Here is an 18,652-nt window from a genome sequence, read left to right as displayed (position 1 = left end):
CTCAGCCGAACGACGGCGGCCGCTTCTCGCGCACCGCGCGCACGCCCTCGACCACGTCGGGGCCGGTGAAGCCGAGGAACTCCATCGCCAGCGAGGCGTCGAAGGACGGGCCGGCCAGGCGCAGCCAGTTGTTGAGCGAGTACTTGGTCAGCCGGATGGCCTCCTGGGAGCCCTGGGCCAGGCGGACCGCGATCTCCATCGCCTTGTCGTGCACCTGGTCGTCGTCGACGCACAGGCTGACCAGGCCCATGCGCTCGGCCTGCTCGCCGGTGACGGGCTCGCACAGCAGCAGGTGGTACTTGGCCTTGGCCATGCCGCACAGCAGCGGCCAGATGATCGCGGCGTGGTCGCCGGCGGCGACGCCGAGCCGGGTGTGGCCGTCGATGATCCGGGCGGTGCGGCCGGCGACCGAGACGTCGGCCAGCAGCGCCACCGCGAGCCCGGCGCCCACGGCGGGGCCCTGGACGGCCGAGACGATCGGCTTGGAGCAGTTGAGCACGTTGTAGACGATGTCGCGGGCCTCGGCGAACACCCGCATGCGGGTGGCGTGGTCGCGGGTCATCTCCTCGATCATCGACAGGTCGCCGCCGGCCGAGAACGCGGTGCCCTCGCCCCGGACGACGATCGCCCTGACGGAGTCGTCGCGGTCGGCCTCGCGCCAGATCTCGCTCAGCTCGCGGTGGCCGGTCATGTCGACGGCGTTGAGCCGGCCGGGCTCGCTGATCGTGACGCGCAGCACGCCCTCGGCCGGGGTGTCGAGCTTGAGCTTGTCGAAGGTCACAGGTGCTCCCGCAGACGGTCGGCGATGTACTGCCTGGCCTCGGTCGCCTGGTCGAACAGGCCGGGCAGGCCGAAGAAGCCGTGGACGGCGCCGTCGAACCTGCGCGCCTCCACCGGCACGCCGGCGTCGGCCAGGCGGCGGGCGTAGTGCTCGCCCTCGTCCCTGAGCACGTCGCACTCGGCGGTCAGGATGGTGGCGGGCGGCAGGCCGGTCAGGTCGGCGATGCGCAGCGGGCTCAGCAGCGGGTCGGCCGGGTCGGCGCCGGAGGCGTAGCGCTCGGCGAACCAGGCCATCTCGGCGGCGTCGAGCCCGAAGCCCTTGGCGTAGGCGTGGTAGCTCGGGGTGTCCATGGCGGCGTCGAGCACCGGGTAGACCAGCGCCTGGTGGGCCAGCCGGATGCCGGACCCGGCGGCCCGCCAGGCGGCGACGGCGGCCAGGTTGCCGCCCGCGCTGTCGCCGACGACGGCCACGCTGCCGTTGCTCTGGTAGAAGGCGGGCCTGGCGAAGACGTCGCGCACGACGGTCCAGGCGTCGTCGGCGGCGGCCGGGAAGGCGTGTTCGGGGGCCAGCCGGTAGTCGGCGGAGACGACCACGGCGCCGGTGCGCAGGGCCAGGTCGCGGCCGAGGGCGTCGTTGCGCCTGACGCTGCCGAAGACCCAGCCGCCGCCGTGGAAGTAGACCACGACGGGCAACAGGCCGTCGCCGGGGTCGGCGCGGTAGATGCGGATCGGCACGTCGCCGGCGAGCTCGTCGCGGACGAACGGGAGCGTGGTCAGGGGGCCCCGCTGGGCCGCGAAGCCGTCGTGCGCGCGCATCTCCTGGATGGTGGCCAGGTCGAGCGTGGCCAGGTCGGCGTTGAGGTCCGACGGGTAGAGGGCGACGTAGTCCCGCGCCTGGGGGTGCAGCGGCATGAGCGCAGCCTAGCGGGCCGCCTCGACGAACGCAGCGAAGAGCCGATTGTCCCCGCCGCGTTCGGGATGCCACTGGAGGCCGACGGCGAACCGGTGGCCCTGCAGCTCGACGCCCTCGACGATCTGGTCCTCGGCCCAGGCCACCGCGAGCAGGCCGCCGCCCAGCCGGCGGACGGACTGCCGGTGCGGCGCGACGGTCCTGACGTGCTCGCCGACGGCCTTGCCGAGCCTGCTGGACACGCTCACCCGGAGGTCGTGGACCCCGCCTGGCCGGCCGTGCCGGTCGTGGCCGAGCACCTCGGGCAGCCACGGGATCAGCGTGCCGCCCTGGGCGACGTTCAGGACGTGCATGCCGCGCGCGATCGCCAGGATCGGCAGGTCGGCCCGGATCGCGGCCCCGGCCAGGGCCAGCTCGAACCGGTCGCGGTGGGTCTGCGGCTCGGGGGCGCGTTCGTCCGGCTCGCCGCCGTAGGTGCCGGCGCCGAGGTCGACGCCCCCGGCCAGCAGGACGCCGGACAGGCCGCCGACGTAGTCGCCGATGCTTCGGGGGCCCAGCGGCGGCAGCACCACGGGCGCGCCGCCGGCCCGCTCGATCGCCTTGGCGTAGGAGGGCGGTGACAGCACGGCCTCGCGTACCCAGTCGCCCCAGCGGGCGGCCTCCAGGTAGGCGGTGATGCCGATCAGCGGTCGGGACATGCGGATCTCCAGGGGCGGGGTCAGGGCCGGCGGGTGCGCGTGCCTTCCCAGGTCACCCGCCTGGGGTGGAGGACCGCCATGGCGGGATGCTACGCCTCCGTCGCGCGGCGGGAAACAGCGGAAACAAAATGCGAAAATCACTTTTATTCGTTTTCTTCGCCAGAAAACCCCATACCGCATTTCGGGTGAATCGGTTGCGACGCATCAGAGGTGGTGTAAGGCTCATTTTCGAGCGCGCCGGAAGTGCCGGGGCACGCCGCGCGTTCACGACCCGGAGCTGCCAGGAGGTGGAGGAGGCGGCCGGAATCGAGTGTCCGGCCCAATAGCGTGGGGTTGAGTGCATGTCGTTGAATCCGCGACTGGTGAAGGAGAGCTTCTCACTCGTCGAGCCCGTGGCCGACAAGGCGACCGCGTACTTCTACGGACGGCTGTTCGCCGCGAGCCCGCACCTGCGAGGGATGTTCCCGCCCGCGATGGACGTCCAGCGCGACCGGCTGTTCGGCGCGCTGACCCGGATCGTGTGGAGCCTGGACAGCCCGGACGGCCTGGCCGCCTATCTGGGGCAGCTCGGCAGGGACCACCGCAAGTACGGCGTGGTCGCCGAGCACTACACGGCCGTCGGCAACGCCCTGCTGGCCACGATCCGGCGCTTCGCCGCCGAGGTGTGGAACGACGAGATCGAGGCGGCCTGGGTGTCGGCGTACACGGCGGCGGCCAATCTGATGATCGAGGCGGCCGACTCCGAGGCGGGGGTCTCCCCGGCCTGGTGGCCGGCCGAGGTCGTCGACCACGAGCTGCGGCGTCCCGACATCGCGGTGGTCACGCTGCTGCCCGCGCAGCCGCTGCCGTACACGGCCGGTCAGTACGTCACCGTGCAGACCGCGCGGTGGCCGCGGGTGTGGCGCACGTTCTCGATCGCCAACGCGCCGCGCCCGGACAACACGGTCAGGCTGCACGTGCGCTCGGTGCCGGGCGGCTGGGTGTCCACGGCGCTGACCAGGCACACCAGGATCGGCGACACGGTCATGCTCGGGCCGCCGATGGGCACGATGACGCCGCGCGAGCACAGCGCCCGCGACCTGCTGTGCGTGGCCGGCGGCACCGGGCTGGCGCCGCTGAAGGCGATCGTCGAGCACGTCATCGCCTCGGGCCTACGTCCGCGGATCCACCTGCTGCACGGCGCGCACACCGTGGACGAGCTGTACGACCTGCCCGACCTGCTGGCGATGCAGGCGTCCTTCCCCTGGTTGCAGGTGCTGCCGGTGGTCTCCGGCGACCCCTCCTACACCGGGATGCGCGGCCGGCTGTCGGAGGTGATGGGACGCTTCCACTCCTGGTCCGAGCACGACGCCTACGTCTGCGGCCCGAGTGGCATGGTGGACGCGACCGTGCGCCGCCTCCAGGCCGACGGCGTGCCGCTGTCGCGCATCCACCGCGACGTCGTCCCCGGTGAGCGCTAGGAGGCCGCCGGGTCGCGGCGGAAGGCGGCGGCGGTCTCCTCGTCGGCCGGCCAGAACGTCTCGATGGCCAGCTCCGAGACCGTCACGTCCATGGGCGTGCCGAAGGTGGCGATGGTGGTGAACATCGACAGCACGCGGTCGCCGTCGGCGATGCGCAGCGGCAGCAGGATGTCGCCGGGGCCGGGCACGTGGGCCACGTTGAGGTTGACGCCGGGGTAGGTGTAGGCGGCCAGCTCGTCGTGCAGCTCGGCCAGGCGGCCGTCGGCCGACGCCTCGGCCTGCCTGCGCAGCTGGTGCAGGAGGTAGGCGCGGACCTCGGCCAGGTTCAGCAGCCTGCCGCCCATCGCGTCGGGGTGCAGCGACAGCCGCATCACGTTGACCGGCTCGGCCAGCAGCTCGGCGGGCACGCCGGCCATGAACATGGCGGCCGCCGAGTTGGCCGCCACCAGGTTCCACGCCGCGTCCACGACCAGCGCCGGGTAGGGCTCGTGCCCAGCCAGGATCTTGTCCAGCGCCTGGCGGACGACGGCCATCTCCGGGGCGCGCACCTCGCGCTCGGGGAAGACCGGCGCGAACCCGGCCGCGACCAGCATCCTGTTGCGGTGGCGCAGCGGCACGTCCAGCTCCTCGGCCAGTCTCATCACCATCTCGCGGCTCGGCCGGGCGCGGCCGGTCTCCAGGAAGCTGACGTGCCGGGAGGAGACGTCCGCCTCGATGGCCAGGTCGAGCTGGCTCACCCGCCGCCGCTGCCGCCACGAACGCAACAAATCACCAAATGTCTCTTCTTGTATCGCAAGTGCTCCCATGCCGGAAAACCTACCGGTGACAGGGAAGCGTCACGATTACCTGCCGGGTAATGCCCGTCCTGTTCCCGTCGTCCACCGGCGGCGGGACGGTCGGCGTGCGGCAAATCTCCCAGTGCTCGGCACCGCCGCCGCCCGCGTGGCACGATGGCGGGAAGCGAACATGGGAGCGATGCTATGACTGACGCAGTCCTCGCGATCGGCACCCGCAAGGGCCTGTTCCTCGCCCGCTCGGCGGGCGGCGGCCCGTTCGAGATCGAGCCGATCCGGTTCTCCACGGTCGCGGTGCCCTCGGTGGCCATCGACACCCGGGGGCCCGCACCCCGGCTGCTGGCCGGCATCGAATACGGCCATTTCGGTCCGTCCGTGATGTATTCCGATGATCTCGGCGAGTCCTGGGGCGAGGCGCCTCAGCCGCCCATCGCCTTCCCCGACAAGACCGACACGACGCTGGCCCGGGTGTGGCAGCTCACGCCCTCGCCGTCGGAGCCGGGCGTGGTGTGGGCCGGCGTCGAGCCGGCCGCGCTGTTCCGCTCGGAGGACCACGGCGTCACCTACCGCCTGGTCGAGGGCCTGTGGGACCACCCGCACCGGCCGCAGTGGCGGCCGGGCGGCGGCGGGCTGTGCCTGCACACGATCGTCCCCCACCCCACCGACCCCGAGGTCATGGGCATCGCGGTCTCGGCCGCCGGCTTCTACCGCACCCGCGACGGCGGCATGTCGTGGGAGGCGGCCAACCAGGGCATCCGCGCACCGTTCCTGCCGGAGGGGCAGCAGTACCCCGAGTTCGGGCAGTGCGTGCACAAGGTCTGCCTCGACCCCGCCCGGCCCGACCGGCTCTACCTGCAGCACCACTTCGGCGTCTACCGCAGCGACGACTTCGGCGGGAGCTGGCACGACATCGGCTCGGCCCTGCCCTCCGACTTCGGCTTCCCCATCGTGGTCCACCCCACCCGCCCCGACACGATCTTCGTGCTGCCGCTGACGGCCGACATCGACCGCACCCCGGTCGGCCACCGCTACCGGGTCTGCCGCAGCCAGGACGCCGGCGCCACCTGGCAGGAGCTGGGCGACGGTCTGCCCGAGGGCCCGGTCCACGCCACCGTGCTGCGCGACGCGATGACCGCCTCCCCCGCCGGGCTGTTCTTCGGCACCCGCGACGGCGAGGTCTACTGCTCGCGCGACGACGGCGAGAGCTGGTCGCAGGTCGCCCGCCACCTGCCCGACGTGCTGAGCGTGCGTGCGGCGGTGCTCTGACCGATGGCCAGGTCATTCACCAAGCCCGTGACGATGGTCGTGTTCGTGCTGCCCAGCTCGCTGCGGCGGTGGGTGAGCGGGCGCACCGAGGTGAAGGTGTTCGCGGTCGGCGCCGACCGCGACTCCCCGCCCACGCTCGGCTCGGCGCTCGACATGCTCCGGCGCACCCATCCGCTGCTGGAGGAGCGGCTGCGCGACGACTACGGCCGCATCCGCCGGCACATCAGCATGATCGTGTGCGGGGAGAACGCCCGCGGGCTCGGCGACCTGGACTGTGCCCTGCCGCCGGGCGCCGAGGTCTACGTGCTGCCCGCCCTCGCCTGACGCCTCAGACCTTGCGCCACCCCGGGACCCAGGCCCCGTCCTCGACGACGTAGTCGCCGAACAGGGCGGGCGCCTCCTTGCGCATCAGCTCGCCGATGCGCTGGAACAGCAGGCGGATCTCCTCCTCCGCGCCGACGGCGGTGCGGGCCTCGATCGTGTGCCGCAGCGTGCGCACGTTGGCCGTCCAGACCAGGCCGGTGGCCAGCCCCTCGGGGGCGAACCTGCGCATGAACGAGGTGCGGTGCTTCTTCTCCGAGAACGGCACGCCCTCCTCGTCGAGCCCGAAGTGCCCGGCCATCCAGAGCTGGAACTGCTCCAGCTGCTCCAGCACGGCCGTGGCCCGCTTCATCAGCTCGGGGTCCTGCTGGGCCCACTCGGGGAACCAGAACGGCAGCTCGTCGAGCCGGACGAAGCGCAGCGACTCCTGGGAGATGGCCACGCCGGGCCGGTGGCGCACCAGCTCGTGCGTCAGGACGCGGCTGACGTTGTGCAGCACGAAGCTGAAGCTGACGTGTTCGAGGACCGAGCCGTGCGCGCTGGCCAGGATGTTGCGCAGGTAGTCGTCCTGGTTCTCCCTGATGCGCACCACGTTGGGGTTGAGGCCGGGCTCGAAGGACCGGTAGCAGAGCCGGCCGGCGAACTCGGCGAGGTTCTGGGCGTCGAGGTCGCCGCGGTCGAGCCGCTCCAGCCAGCTCTCGCCGCCGACCTCGCCCAGGTAACGGGCCAGCTCGTCGTAGTCAAGCTCGGGACGGGCGACGATGAAGACCTCGGGTTCGACACTGCGCATATGGGAGCCCCCCGCTCGGGTTCTGTGGTTTGTGACGGGCTCAAGCAAACCAGCTCGCGGGGCTGCGCGCGACTCGGCGCCCGCCGTCCCCCTCCGGAGGCACGGCGGGCGCCGAGCGGACACCCGTGGCAGGTCAGCAGCGGTGTGCGGGCCTGTCGCGGGTCACGAGGTCGGTGTCGCCGGCGGTCCCGTCGATCCACAGGACGCGGCCCGCCGAGCCGGCGGCGAACAGCGACTGCTCACCCCGGTTGCAGGAGTAGCGCTCCAGGGCTCCGCCGGTGACCGCCACCTGGTAGATCTTGGGCAGGTTCGCGTTCTCCAGCGTGGTCCCCTCCGGCTGCAGGCCGACGGTCACCCGCGACTCGCTCGCGTCGAGCCAGTTCGGGTACGGCGCCTGCGGCCCGTCCGCCACGACCGGCGTGCTGCCGGTGCCGTCCAGGGCGGCGCGCATGATGCCCATGCGGCCGTCGCGGTCGGCGTCGTAGAGCCAGACGACGTGCTTGGCGGTCAGCGCCGGGTAGATCGACATCGACGGGATCGTGCGGGTCGGTGGCACCTCGGGCACCACGACCTCGTTTCCGGTCGCCAGGTCGTGCACGACGGGCGTGCTGTGCGTGCCGCCGGTGCCGAAGCTCACCCGGACGTAGACGAGCCTGCCGCCGCTGACGGACGGCATGTACCCGCCCACGCCCTTGTCCGCGGTGAGGTTGACCGGGGCGGCGTTCCCGCGCTTGAGCCACAGCTCGGTCTCGCCGGTCGCCGGGTCCTCGCCGGACCAGGCCACGGCGTCACCGGAGACCACGACGGAGTAGACGTAGCCGGTGCTCTCGTGCAGGACGGTGGAGGGCGCCGAGGCGTCCAGCGGGCGGCTGCGGATCTGCATGACGCCCGCCGCGGGGTCGAGGGCGACCCAGACCGCGCGCCTGCCGTCGGTGGTGGGCGTCCAGTCCCAGCGGCCGTCGTCGGACACGACGGTGGCGCGGCCGCCGCTGACGCGTCCGGTCCGGATGGAGGTCGGGCCGCTCGCCTCGGGGGTGTTGTCGGTGACGACGTACCGGTCGCCGGCCAGGGCGGGCGGGTCGATGGCGTCGGTGAGCCCGTCGATGACGACGCGGCTGTCGGTGCGGATCAGCCGCTCCCAGCCCGGCCTGATGCCGTGTCGCTCGAAGGCCAGCGCGATCGCGAGCCGGTCACGCGCGGGCAGCCCGGCGGCGCGGGCGGCCGACTCGACGGCGCGGCGGCCGTCGGCGAAGTCGTCGAGCGGGGTCATGTACTCGGTCAGCGCCTTGTAGACGACCTTGTCGAAGCCGGCGCCGAGCTTCTCCCTGGCGTCCCACAGCGCGCCGGAGAAGATCGTGGAGTTGAGGTGCACGCCGCCGGCGTCACCGGCGACGGTGACGCCGAGGTAGTCCTCGGCGGCGTTCCGGTCGTCGTCGAGGTCGCGGGTGGCGCACTGGACGGGCGGGAGGCTCTTGCACAGGTCCTCGCCGAGCAGGCTGGCGTCCGGGTCGCTCATGGGGATGCCGAGCGCGCTCGTCTGGATGGCGTTGCCGAAGTAGTCGGCCAGGCCCTCGTTCATCGCGCCCGACTGGCCCTGGTAGACCAGGTCGGCGCTGTGGGTGATGACGCCGTGGGTCATCTCGTGGCCGACGACGTCGAGGCTGGCGGCGAAGGAGTGCAGGTCGGCGCCGCCGCCGCCGTAGACCATCTTGGTGCCGTCCCAGAAGGCGTTCTCGAACGGGCCGCCGTAGTAGGTGACGTTCACCACCGAGTACATGGTGCCGCCCTTGCCGTCGAGCCCGTCACGGCCGAGCGACTTGTAGAACTCGTAGACCTTGCCCGCGCCCCACTGGGCGTCCACGGCGCCGCTCTCGGTGTGCTCGGGGCCGAAGGCGGGCGTGGGCGACTTGGCGAGCTCGGTGCCCGCCGGCACACCGGGGTCGAGGAAGTCCTGGACGTCGGCGCCGGCGGCGTCGTAGGTGAGGATCTCGCCGGTGGTGCCGTTCCACATCGGGCGGGCGCGGTCGCGCAGCTCGTAGGCGCCGTCGGCCCGCTGGTAGGCGTTGAGCGGGACGGACTTGCCGTGCGCGGTCTGCCCGCTGCCGGCCGCCGGGCCCTCCATGCGCAGCCGGTCCAGGGCGAACAGCGGCTGCCCCGAGTGGGCGTCCACGTACGCGTCCAGCAGGACGGGCCGCTTCTTGACCGCGTCGGCGCCGGAGAGCGTGACGTGCCAGGCCAGCACGCCCTTGCCGCGCGGGACCACGAGCAGTTCGCCGGGCGTGGCCTTGATCGTACCGCGCACCTGGTCGTCGCGGACGAGCCGGGAGCGGGCCAGCTTGGCCGCCAGCGCGGGGGTGACCGTGGGCGTGGGGTTCACGTCGAGCTCGGTGAGGAAGCGGCCGCCGGCGCCGGTCACCTCGCGGCTTGCGCCGTCCGTGCGGAAGCGCACCAGGTACTGGGCGCCGAGGACGGGCAGGTTCCGGTAGCGCTGGGCGAACCTGACGGTCTCGTCCTGGCCGTTCACGACCGTGCGCAGCGGCACCAGGTCGGCGGGGTCGAGGTGGTAGCGCGGGTCGGCCAGGTGGGTCTTGGCCGCGGCGACGGGGTCTCCGGCGGCGGCGGGCTCGGCCAGCCCGCTCACCTCGGCGGGGGCCCGGGTGCCGGCCTGGGACTCGACCTGCGGCTGCGGCGGATCATCGGCCGCCGCGACACCGGGGACGGCCAGCGCGAGCGACAGAGCCGCGGCCGTGAGAACGAAGGGACGCCAGGACACGACACCTCCAGGTGTGGCGTAGGGGGTCTGGCGTCCTCGATCATCACAGCAATATTGACAAACAGACAAATCACAATTTGATTACCGGAAATGTAAATTTCCGATTAGCGAAGGAAATATCGTGAATTAATGACTTTTTGTGTCGGCGTCGGCGGGCCGGCCCATTCCGCTTGAGCGAGGTCAGAGCCGGTACACCCGGCGGGCGTTGCCCGAGCCGATCATGTGGGCGACCCTGGCCGCGTCGGACGGGCTCCACTCCCCCGCCTCCAGCCTGGCCAGCAGGGCCGCGCCCAGCGCCTGCCGGTAGTACAGCGCGCCGAGGTAGCCGGTCTCGGCCACGCCGTGGCAGTCGGAGCTGAACAACTGCTTGTGGAAGGGCGCCAGCTCCAGCAGCTCGTCCATGACGCGGGCCGAGGTGGCGGCCGTGTGCGGCAGGGCCAGGCCGACGTCGACGTAGACGTGCGGGTAGACGCCCGCCAGGTAGGCGGCGGTGCGGTGGTAGGGGTAGCAGTGGAGCAGGATGACCGGCACGCCGAGGGGTTGCAGCGCGTCCATGAGGGCGCTGAGCCTGGCCGGGTCCGTACGGTGCAGACCGGGGCCGCGCCCGCCGAACCCGGCCTGGAACTGCACCGGCAGCCCCCGCTCGCGGGCCACGTCGATCGCGCTCCACAGCAGGTGGCGCAGCAGCACCGGGTCGGTCAGCGTGCGCTTGGGGTCCGACAGGCGGCGGTTGGCGGCGGCGATGACCGAGCCGGTGCTCGGCCTGGCCGGGTCGAGGTCGAGCCCGCAGCGCGCGGCGATGACCGTCTTGAGCCCGACCGCCCTGGCGGCCCTGGCCGACAGCTCCTCGGCCAGGCCGTCGAGGTAGTCGACGGCGATCTGCGCCGACTCGGCGACGTCCTGCTCGATCTGCTCGATGCGCACGATCTCGTCGGCGGCGGCGCCGCCGTGGCGGCCCATCTCGGCCGCCGACAGCAGATCCATGTCCTCGTCGCCGGTGTCCACCAGGAACGCCACCACGCCGGCCCCGGCCAGCAGGCGCCGGTTGACCTCGCCGGCGCCCAGCTCGGCCCGGCGGGCGAGGTAGACCGCCGGGGGCGCGTGCGGCTCCAGGTCGAGCAGCGGCGCGCACCAGCGGCGCAGGCCCATGCCGAACGGCGAGTCGAAGTGCGTGGTGCCGGGCGGGGCCGCCGCGCCGCCGGCGTTGATCAGCGGCTCGAACCGGGCCCGGGTCAGGTCGTCCCGGTGCACCCCGTGGCAGTGGTGGTCGACGAGCGGGGCGAGCAGCGCGTCACGCACCGTGTCGGGCAGGGCTACGGGGAGCATGCGGAGACTCTAGGGGAGCTCCGCACGCCCCCGTGGACGTTTTAACCTACGACAGGAACACCCTGCCCGTTCCCAGACGAACCGGCCGGGTCAGCGCCGGGTGAGGCGCAGCACGTTCGCGATGATCTTCGCGCCCGCGCCGCCCTCCTGGGTGAGGATCGACTCCGGGTGGAACTGCACGGCGAAGCGCCGCCGCTCGACGTCCTCGATGGCCATGACGTTGCCGTCGGGCGTGAGCGCGGTCGGGGTGAAGCCGACCACGCCGGGCCGCTTGGCGTGCAGCGAGTGGTAGCGGGCCGCGGTGAACTCGTCGGGCAGCCCGTCCAGCAGTGCGCTGCCGCCGAGCCGGGCGACCTGGCCGCGCTTGCCGTGCTCGGGGTAGTCGAGCAGCTCCAGCGCGCCGCCGGCGTGCTCGACCATGGCCTGCAGGCCCAGGCACACGCCGAAGACGGGCAGGTCGCGGGCGTAGATCTCGTCGATGAGCGCCGCCATGCCGAAGTCGGACGGCCAGCCGGGGCCGGGCGAGAGCACGACCAGGTCGGGCGCGACGTCGTCGATGGTCTGGGCCGGGAAGCCGTGGCGCAGCGTCACCACGTCGGCCCCCTCCTGGCGGAAGTAGTCGGCCAGGGTGTTGACGAAGGAGTCCTCGTGGTCGACGAGCAGCACCTTCATGCCCGCGCCCGGCTGCTCCCTGACCACGGCGGGCGGGACGGCGTCGGGCTGGTTGACCGCGGCCAGGGCGCCGAGCAGGGCGCTGGCCTTGAGCTCGGTCTCGCGCTCCTCGGCCTCGGGGTCGGAGTCGAACAGCAGGGTCGCCCCGGCCCTGACGGTGGCCACGCCGTTCTTGATCTGGGCGGTGCGCAGGGTCAGCCCGGTGTTCATGGAGCCGTCGAAGCCGATGAAGCCGATGGCGCCGCCGTACCAGCGGCGGGTGGTGGCCTCGTGGTCCTCGATGAACTGCATGGCCCACGTCTTGGGGGCGCCGGTGACGGTGACGGCCCACATGTGGGTGAGGAAGGCGTCGAGGGCGTCGAACTCGGGGCGCAGGCGGCCCTCGATGTGGTCGACGGTGTGGATCAGGCGCGAGTAGAGCTCGATCTGGCGGCGGCCGATGACCCTGACCGTGCCGGGGACGCAGATGCGCGACTTGTCGTTGCGGTCGACGTCGGTGCACATGGTCAGCTCCGACTCCTCCTTGACGCTGCTCAGGAGGGTGCGGATGGCCTCGGCGTCCTCGACCGGGTTGCTGCCGCGGGCGATGGTGCCGGAGATGGGGCAGGTCTCGACGCGGTCGCCGTTGACCCGGACGTACATCTCCGGCGAGGCGCCCACCAGGTGCTCGCCGTCGCCGAGGCTGATGATGAACTCGTACGGCGCCGGGTTGCTGTTGCGCAGGCCGCGGTAGAAGGCCGACGGGTCGGTGCAGACGGCGTGGAAGACCTGGCCGGGCACGACCTCGAACAGGTCGCCGCGCTTGAACCGCTCCTTGGCCGCGGCCACGACCTTGGCGTACTCGCCGCGCTCGGGGTCCTTCGGCAGCTCGCCGGGGACGACCTGCGGGACGGAGGAGCCGGTGCGCTCAAGGCCGCGGGTGGTGGCGCCGTCGACGGTGAACTCGTAGCGGTATTCGACGCTGGTCTCGCGCTGCCGGTCGATGACGACGATCCGGTCGGGCAGGTGGAGCACCAGGTCGCGCTGGTCGTCGGGACGGGCCAGCTCCTGCCGGATGGGCTCGAACTGGAAGGCCAGGTCGTAGCCGAAGGAGCCGTAGAGGCCCAGGTGGGGGTCGTCGCCGGCGAAGGCGGCGATGACCTCGCGGATCGCGGTGAAGACGGTGGGCCGGCGGCTGCGCATCTCCTCCGGCAGCAGGTCCTCCGACTCCGGGACGTGCACCTCGACGCGGTCGGGCGTCGGCTCGCTGACCGGCTTGCCCGCGGCGAGCAGGCAGGAGGCCACGGCGGGCAGCACGACCCTGCCGCGCTCGTTGAGCGCCGTCGCCGAGATGACCCGGCCCTTGGCGACCAGTTCCAGGCAGGGGTCGACGTAGCCGAAGGCCCATCGGCTGTAGCGGCCCGGGTAGTCCATGCCCGACGAGAAGGCGCCGCCGCGCCGCTCGCCGAGCGCGGTCACGATCTCTTCCAGCGCCTCCTCGGAGACATCGCGTGCCTCACGCTCGACGCCGACGCCCCCGGCGGTGGTATATCCGCTGCTCTCCACTTGCTGCCCCTTACCACGTCACATCATGAGGCCCCGGGGGCGGACACGAGAAAGGCCGCCATCCGGGGCGGCCGTCCTTTGAGAGGAATGCGAAAAACGCGCCGCCTAGGAGCGGCGCCACCACTGGATCTGAGGGCGATTTCGCATGCCCACAGGTTAACCGCCTGACCAAGATCGCGCAACGCGACATCCCGCTCGGGCAGTGACAGATCGAGAGGAAGGATCTAGCCTCTGCGTTCATGGAGCGGCCCTGGGCGTGGCGTCCGGTGACGGTGACCGCGGTGCTGACCGCCGGGGCGGCGCTCGCGCTGAGCCCGTGGTACGGCTACCACCGCGACGAGCTGTACTTCCGGATCCTGGCCGGCCATCCGGCCTGGGGGTACGTCGACCAGCCGCCCCTGACGCCGATGCTGGCCAAGGCCGCGCTCGGGCTGTTCGGCGACACGGTGACGGCGCTGCGGGTGTTCCCCGCGCTGGCCGCGGCGGTCGTGGTCGTGCTGGTGGCGCTGGTGGCGCGGGAACTGGGCGGCGACCGGCTCGCCCAGACGATGGCCGCCGTGGGCGCGGCGACCGGGGCGTACACGCTGATCGCGGCGCACACGCTGCTGACGGTCAGCTTCGACCTGCCGCTGTGGACGGCGGCGATCCTGTTCGCGCTCAGGGCGTTGCTGCGCGGGCAGCCGCGCTGGTGGCTCGCGGCGGGCGCGGTGATCGGGCTGGCCACCTACAACAAGCACCTCATCGTGCTGCTGGTGCTGGGCCTGGCCGCGGGCCTGCTGATCGCCGGGCCGCGGCGGGCGCTGGGGAGCCCGTGGTTGTGGGCCGGGGCGCTGGTGGCCGCCGTGCTGGCCGCGCCGAACCTGCTCTACCAGGCCACGCACGGCTGGCCGCAGCTCACGATGGCCGCCGCGCTCAGCGCGGACAAGGGCGCCGAGATGCGGGTGATGTTCGTGCCGATGCAGCTCACGCTGTTCGGGCCGGTGGTGTCGGTGATCGCGGCGCTGGGGTTCGTCCGGCTGTGGCGCGACCGGCGGGTGCGGGCGGTGGCGGTGGCCTATCCGGTGACGGCGGTGCTGACGCTGGTCACCGGCGGCCGCTTCGACTACACCGCGGGGCTGATCGTGGCGCTGTTCGCGGCCGGGTGCGTGAGCGTGTCGCGGGCGCGGGCCGGATGGGTGCGCGCGGCGTGGGGTTTCCTCGCGGTCAACGCGCTGGCCTCGGCGGTGCTGGCGCTGCCGCTCGTGCCGGTGGGCGAGCTGGCGGGCACGCCGGTCCCGGCGATCAACGAGGTGGCCCGCGAGTCGGTCGGCTGGCCGGGCTTCGCCGCCGCCGTCGGCGGCGTGCTGCGGGCGCTGCCGCCGGACGAACGGGCCCGCGCGGTGGTCGTCACGGGCAACTACGGCGAGTACGGCGCCCTCGACCGGGCGGGCCTGACCCGCGTGTACTCCGGCCAGAACCAGCTCTGGGAGTACGGCCCGCCGCCGGACGACGGGACCGTGGCGATCCTGGTGAACGCGGGCGGCCGGGCCCGCGCGCTGTTCGGCTCCTGCGAGGAGAAGGCCCGCGTGGACAACGGCGTGGACGTCGACAACGAGGAGCAGGGCATGCCGGTGTGGTTGTGCCGCGACCCTCGGCAGCCGTGGTCCACCACCTGGCCGATGTGGCGACACTTCAGCTGACCACATTACATTTCGGGATTTTTCCGAGCTTGTTAGGATCAGCGCCCTTGCTTTCCCGACAGGATCTCTTCACCCTTCTCGACAGAGGCGGAAAGATCACCTCTTCCTCACCGTCGTGAACGTCGTGAAGGAGAGCACGTGCGCAACACCCTCACCTGGCGTGCGATCCTGACCGGGATCGTCACCGCCGCCGCCCTGGCCGTCCCCCAGGCCCCGGCGCACGCGGCGCCCGAACCCGGCAAGATCTCCCAGGCCGTCCGGGCCGACCTGGACCAGGACGGCAAGGCCACCTTCTGGGTCCGGATGAAGGGCAGCGCCGACCTGGCCGCCGCCCGCCGGGCCGCCACCAAGCGGGCCAAGGCCGAGCTGGTCTACGAGGCCAAGACCGAGCGGGCGAAGACCTCGCAGGCCGGGCTGGTCAAGCTGCTGGACTCCCAGAAGGCCGACTACACCTCGTACTGGATCGTCGACGCCGTACGGGTGACCGCGGACGCCAAGCTGGCCGCGGCGATCAGCGAACTGCCCGAGGTGGACCGGATCGACCCGGTCACCGTCGTCTCGCTGCCCAAGCCCGCGCCCGGCCGGGCCGAGGCCAAGGCGGGCGCGGTCGAGTGGAACATCGACCGGATCGGCGCCCCGCGCGTGTGGAGCGAGCTGGGCGACCGGGGCGAGGGCATCGTGGTCGCCTCGATCGACTCCGGCGTCCAGTACGACCACCCGGACCTGGCCGCGAGCTACCGGGGCAGGAACCCCGACGGCTCCTACACCCACGACTACAACTGGTTCGACCCGGCGCGCATCTGCCCGTCGGCCGCGCCCTGCGACAACAACGGCCACGGCACGCACGTCATGGGCACGATGGCGGGCGCGAACGGCATCGGCGTGGCGCCCGGCGTGCGCTGGATCGCCGCCAAGGGCTGCGAGGTCAACACCTGCACGGACGCCTCGCTGCTGGCCGCGGGCCAGTGGGTGCTGGCCCCGACCGACCTCGCCGGCGGCAACCCGCGGCCCGACCTCGCGCCGGACATCGTCAACAACTCCTGGGGCGGCAACGGGTTCGACCCCTGGTACGTCGAGACCGTCCAGGCGTGGGTGGCCGCCGGGATCTTCCCCGCCTTCGCCAACGGCAACGAGGGCCCGGCCTGCCGGACCAGCGGCTCGCCCGGCCAGTACGCGATCAGCTACAGCGCGGGCGGCTTCGACGTCAACAACGCGCTGTACAGCAGGTCGAGCAAGGGCGAGGGCCAGGACGGCGAGATCAAGCCGAACATCGCGGCCCCGGCCGTGAACGTGCGCTCCTCGGTTCCGGGCGGCGGCTACGACTCCTACACCGGCACCTCGATGGCCTCGCCGCACGTGGCGGCCACGGTGGCGCTGATCTGGTCGGCCGCGCCCCGATTGCAGGGCGACGTGGCCGCCACCCGGCCGCTGCTGGACCGCACGGCGATCGACGTGGCCGACACGAGCTGCGGCGGCACCGCGGCCGACAACAACGTCTGGGGCGAGGGCCGACTGGACGCCTACGCCGCCGTCCAGGCCGCCCCGGACGAGGGGCTGGGCGAGCTGCGCGGGACGGTCACGGCGGCCGGCGAGCCGGTGCCGGGCGTGACGCTCCAGGTCACCGGGCCGCTCGCGCGCACGGTCGTCACCGGCCAGGACGGCACGTACACGATTTCGCGCCTGCTGCCCGGCGAGTACACGATCACGGCCGCGAAGTTCGGCTACGACCGCGGGACCGCCACCGCGACCGTCACCGCCGAGCAGGTCACCACGGGGGACGTGACGCTCACCCGGCAGCCGTCCGGCACGCTGTCCGGCACGGTCACCACGGCCGGCGCCCCCGAGCCCGGCGCGACCGTGACCGCCGGCGGCACGCCGGTGAGCGCGGTCACCGACGCCTCCGGCCGGTACACGATGACGCTGCCGCGCGGGACGTACACGCTGACGGTCACGCCGGTCTCGCGCTGCTCCAGCGGGGCGAGCGCGCAGGTGGCCGTGGACGGCGACGTGGTCAGGGACGTCGAGCTGCCGCTGCGCGGCGACGGCTTCGGCTACACCTGCCGGGCGGCGGCGCAGCCGTACGTGGCCGGGACCGAGAAGCTGGCGCTGACCGGCGACGACGAGGCCGTGCAGGTGACGCTGCCGTTCGCGATCCCGTTCTACGGCGCCGGGCAGGCCAGGGCGTGGATCAGCACGAACGGGTTCGTCACCTTCGCCGCCGACCGGGTCACCACGGGCAGCAACAGCCGCCTGCCGGGCACCGGCACGCCGAACCACGCGGTCTACCCGTACTGGGACGACCTGAAGGTGGACGCCGAGGCGGGCGTCTACACCGGCGTGGTGGGCACGTCCCCGCACCGCCAGTACGTCGTGGAGTGGCGCAACGTCACCTTCTACAGCGAGGCCGGCGAGCGGGTGTCGTTCGCGGCGCTGCTCGGCGAGGACGGGTCGGTCTCCTTCCGGTACAAGGACGTCGAGAGCGAGCGCGACCAGGGCTCCAGCGCCACGGTCGGCATCGAGAACGCCGCCGGCACCGACGCGCTGCTGTACTCCTACGAGGAGGCCGCGCTGGCCACCGGCCGGGGCGTGACGTTCACCGCGAGCCGGCACGGCCTGGTGACCGGCGTGGTCACCGACGCCAACGACGGCGAGCCGCTGGCCGGGGCGTCGGTGAAGCTGGGCGACGCGGCGTCGTTCACGACCGGCGCGGACGGGTCGTTCTTCGGGCAGGTCCCGGCGGGCGACCACGACGTGGTGGTGGCCAAGGAGAACTACGGGACCTTCACCAAGCCCGTCACGGTCACGCCCGGCGCGCTGACCAGGATCGACACCGCCCTGGTCACCGGACGGGTGAGCGCCTCGGCCGCCGAGGTGACCGCGGTCATGCCGGCCGGGGCGACCCGGACGCGGACGCTGGAGCTGACGAACCTGGGCTCGCCCACCGCCTACACGGTGACCGGCGACGCCGCCTGGATGTCGGTCACGCCGCAGGCGGGCGAGCTGGCCAAGGGCCAGAAGGCGACGCTGAAGGTGACGGTCTCCGGCGCCGGGGTGACGCCCGGCGGGACGCGTACCGGCAAGCTGGTCGTCAAGTCCTCCAGCGGGCGGCAGCCGGCCATCGAGATCAAGGTGACCGTGGTGGTGCCCAAGTTCCAGGTGGCCGTCGACGCCGGCGGCTCGAAGGCGCTGACCGACGCCGACGGCGACGCCTGGACGCCCGACCGCCGCTACGCCCAGGGCGGGTACGGCTACGTGGCGACCTCGACCAAGACGGCGAGCACGTCCAGGACCATCGCGGGCACCGCCGACCAGGAGCTGTTCAGGACGGCCAGGGAGGGCATGCTGGAGTACCGGTTCGACGGCGTGCCCGCCGGGACGTACACGGTTGAGCTGGACTTCGCCGAGGTGAAGAGCACGCAGATGGGCAAGCGGGTCTTCGACGTGCTGGTCGAGGGGCAGCTCGCGATCCCGGCGCTGGACCTGGCGCTGGAGGCGGGCACGTACACGGCGGTGGCCAGGCAGTACACGGTGAAGGTGACCGATGGTCAGCTCAACGTGCGCTTCGCCGCCCGGCAGGGGGCCACGCTGGTCAGCGGCGTGCGCGTCTCCGAGCGCCCGGACAAGGCGCTCCCGTGACC

Annotated in this window: 13 protein-coding genes; 5 read left to right on the top strand and 8 right to left on the bottom strand. The window is 72.6% G+C overall.

What is annotated here, in order from left to right; genetic code table 11:
• Position 1: 1 nt before the first annotated feature.
• From AB0J97_RS14660 to AB0J97_RS14650, 3 genes are read right to left on the bottom strand one after another with little or no spacing between them, the layout of a single operon-like run.
• On the bottom strand, positions 2 to 781 hold the full coding sequence (locus AB0J97_RS14660; RefSeq protein ID WP_364088374.1) for an enoyl-CoA hydratase/isomerase family protein: 780 nt from the start codon (positions 779 to 781) through the stop codon (positions 2 to 4).
• Entirely contained in the window at positions 778 to 1,692 is a 915-nt protein-coding gene (locus AB0J97_RS14655; protein ID WP_364088372.1) for an alpha/beta hydrolase, read from the bottom strand. Before AB0J97_RS14655 ends, AB0J97_RS14660 begins: the two co-directional genes overlap by 4 nt.
• 9 nt (positions 1,693 to 1,701) lie before the next feature.
• Positions 1,702 to 2,388: a gamma-glutamyl-gamma-aminobutyrate hydrolase family protein gene (locus AB0J97_RS14650; RefSeq protein WP_364088369.1), complete on the bottom strand. Its 687-nt coding sequence runs from the start codon at positions 2,386 to 2,388 to the stop codon at positions 1,702 to 1,704.
• 341 nt (positions 2,389 to 2,729) lie between these two features.
• Between AB0J97_RS14650 and AB0J97_RS14645 the strand changes: the two genes are divergently transcribed.
• Entirely contained in the window at positions 2,730 to 3,848 is a 1,119-nt protein-coding gene (locus tag AB0J97_RS14645; RefSeq protein WP_357704829.1) for a globin domain-containing protein, read from the top strand.
• Here the strand turns inward: AB0J97_RS14645 and AB0J97_RS14640 are convergent.
• Complete coding sequence (locus tag AB0J97_RS14640; protein WP_364088367.1) at positions 3,845 to 4,615, bottom strand: helix-turn-helix transcriptional regulator; 771 nt, start codon at positions 4,613 to 4,615, stop codon at positions 3,845 to 3,847. The two genes, AB0J97_RS14645 and AB0J97_RS14640, sit on opposite strands and share 4 nt — an antisense overlap.
• Before the next feature lie 213 nt (positions 4,616 to 4,828).
• On the opposite strand from AB0J97_RS14640, the gene AB0J97_RS14635 reads away from it, so the two are divergent.
• Entirely contained in the window at positions 4,829 to 5,908 is a 1,080-nt protein-coding gene (locus AB0J97_RS14635) for an exo-alpha-sialidase (RefSeq protein WP_364088365.1), read from the top strand.
• A gap of 3 nt (positions 5,909 to 5,911) precedes the next feature.
• Positions 5,912 to 6,232, top strand: coding sequence for a hypothetical protein (locus tag AB0J97_RS14630; protein ID WP_357975558.1), 321 nt, complete (start codon positions 5,912 to 5,914; stop codon positions 6,230 to 6,232).
• Positions 6,233 to 6,236: 4 nt separating this feature from the next.
• Here the strand turns inward: AB0J97_RS14630 and thyX are convergent, their stop codons facing one another.
• From thyX to AB0J97_RS14610, 4 genes are all read right to left on the bottom strand, one after another.
• Positions 6,237 to 7,019 (bottom strand): FAD-dependent thymidylate synthase, encoded by a 783-nt coding sequence (thyX, locus tag AB0J97_RS14625; protein WP_352350875.1) that lies wholly within the window; start codon positions 7,017 to 7,019, stop codon positions 6,237 to 6,239.
• 133 nt (positions 7,020 to 7,152) lie between these two features.
• Entirely contained in the window at positions 7,153 to 9,792 is a 2,640-nt protein-coding gene (locus AB0J97_RS14620; RefSeq protein WP_364088360.1) for a M4 family metallopeptidase, read from the bottom strand.
• Between the two features lie 180 nt (positions 9,793 to 9,972).
• Positions 9,973 to 11,118, bottom strand: a complete 1,146-nt coding sequence (locus AB0J97_RS14615) for an amidohydrolase family protein (protein WP_364088357.1) — start codon at positions 11,116 to 11,118, stop codon at positions 9,973 to 9,975.
• 90 nt (positions 11,119 to 11,208) lie between these two features.
• On the bottom strand, positions 11,209 to 13,335 hold the full coding sequence (locus tag AB0J97_RS14610; RefSeq protein WP_364088355.1) for an anthranilate synthase component I: 2,127 nt from the start codon (positions 13,333 to 13,335) through the stop codon (positions 11,209 to 11,211).
• Positions 13,336 to 13,574: 239 nt separating this feature from the next.
• Here AB0J97_RS14610 and AB0J97_RS14605 point away from each other — a divergent pair, with 239 nt between their 5' ends.
• Positions 13,575 to 15,014: a glycosyltransferase family 39 protein gene (locus AB0J97_RS14605; protein WP_364088353.1), complete on the top strand. Its 1,440-nt coding sequence runs from the start codon at positions 13,575 to 13,577 to the stop codon at positions 15,012 to 15,014.
• 138 nt (positions 15,015 to 15,152) lie between these two features.
• The gene (locus AB0J97_RS14600; protein ID WP_364088351.1) at positions 15,153 to 18,650 is read left to right on the top strand and encodes a S8 family serine peptidase; all 3,498 of its coding nucleotides are present in this window, start codon (positions 15,153 to 15,155) and stop codon (positions 18,648 to 18,650) included.
• Positions 18,651 to 18,652 lie beyond the last annotated feature (2 nt).

This window comes from Nonomuraea sp. NPDC049607 (assembly GCF_040675375.1).
Classification (GTDB): Bacteria; Actinomycetota; Actinomycetes; order Streptosporangiales; family Streptosporangiaceae; genus Nonomuraea.
The sequence above is the reverse complement of the archived record's forward strand: the minus strand, read 5'-3'. Positions and strand labels throughout refer to the sequence as shown.

Coding starts and splice junctions, on each gene's coding strand:
- AB0J97_RS14655 (WP_364088372.1), bottom strand. CDS start 1,692: ATGCCGCTGCACCCCCAGGCGCGGGACTACGTCGCCCTCTACCCGTCG.
- AB0J97_RS14650 (WP_364088369.1), bottom strand. CDS start 2,388: ATGTCCCGACCGCTGATCGGCATCACCGCCTACCTGGAGGCCGCCCGC.
- AB0J97_RS14645 (WP_357704829.1), top strand. CDS start 2,730: ATGTCGTTGAATCCGCGACTGGTGAAGGAGAGCTTCTCACTCGTCGAG.
- AB0J97_RS14635 (WP_364088365.1), top strand. CDS start 4,829: ATGACTGACGCAGTCCTCGCGATCGGCACCCGCAAGGGCCTGTTCCTC.
- AB0J97_RS14630 (WP_357975558.1), top strand. CDS start 5,912: ATGGCCAGGTCATTCACCAAGCCCGTGACGATGGTCGTGTTCGTGCTG.
- thyX (WP_352350875.1), bottom strand. CDS start 7,019: ATGCGCAGTGTCGAACCCGAGGTCTTCATCGTCGCCCGTCCCGAGCTT.
- AB0J97_RS14615 (WP_364088357.1), bottom strand. CDS start 11,118: ATGCTCCCCGTAGCCCTGCCCGACACGGTGCGTGACGCGCTGCTCGCC.
- AB0J97_RS14605 (WP_364088353.1), top strand. CDS start 13,575: ATGGAGCGGCCCTGGGCGTGGCGTCCGGTGACGGTGACCGCGGTGCTG.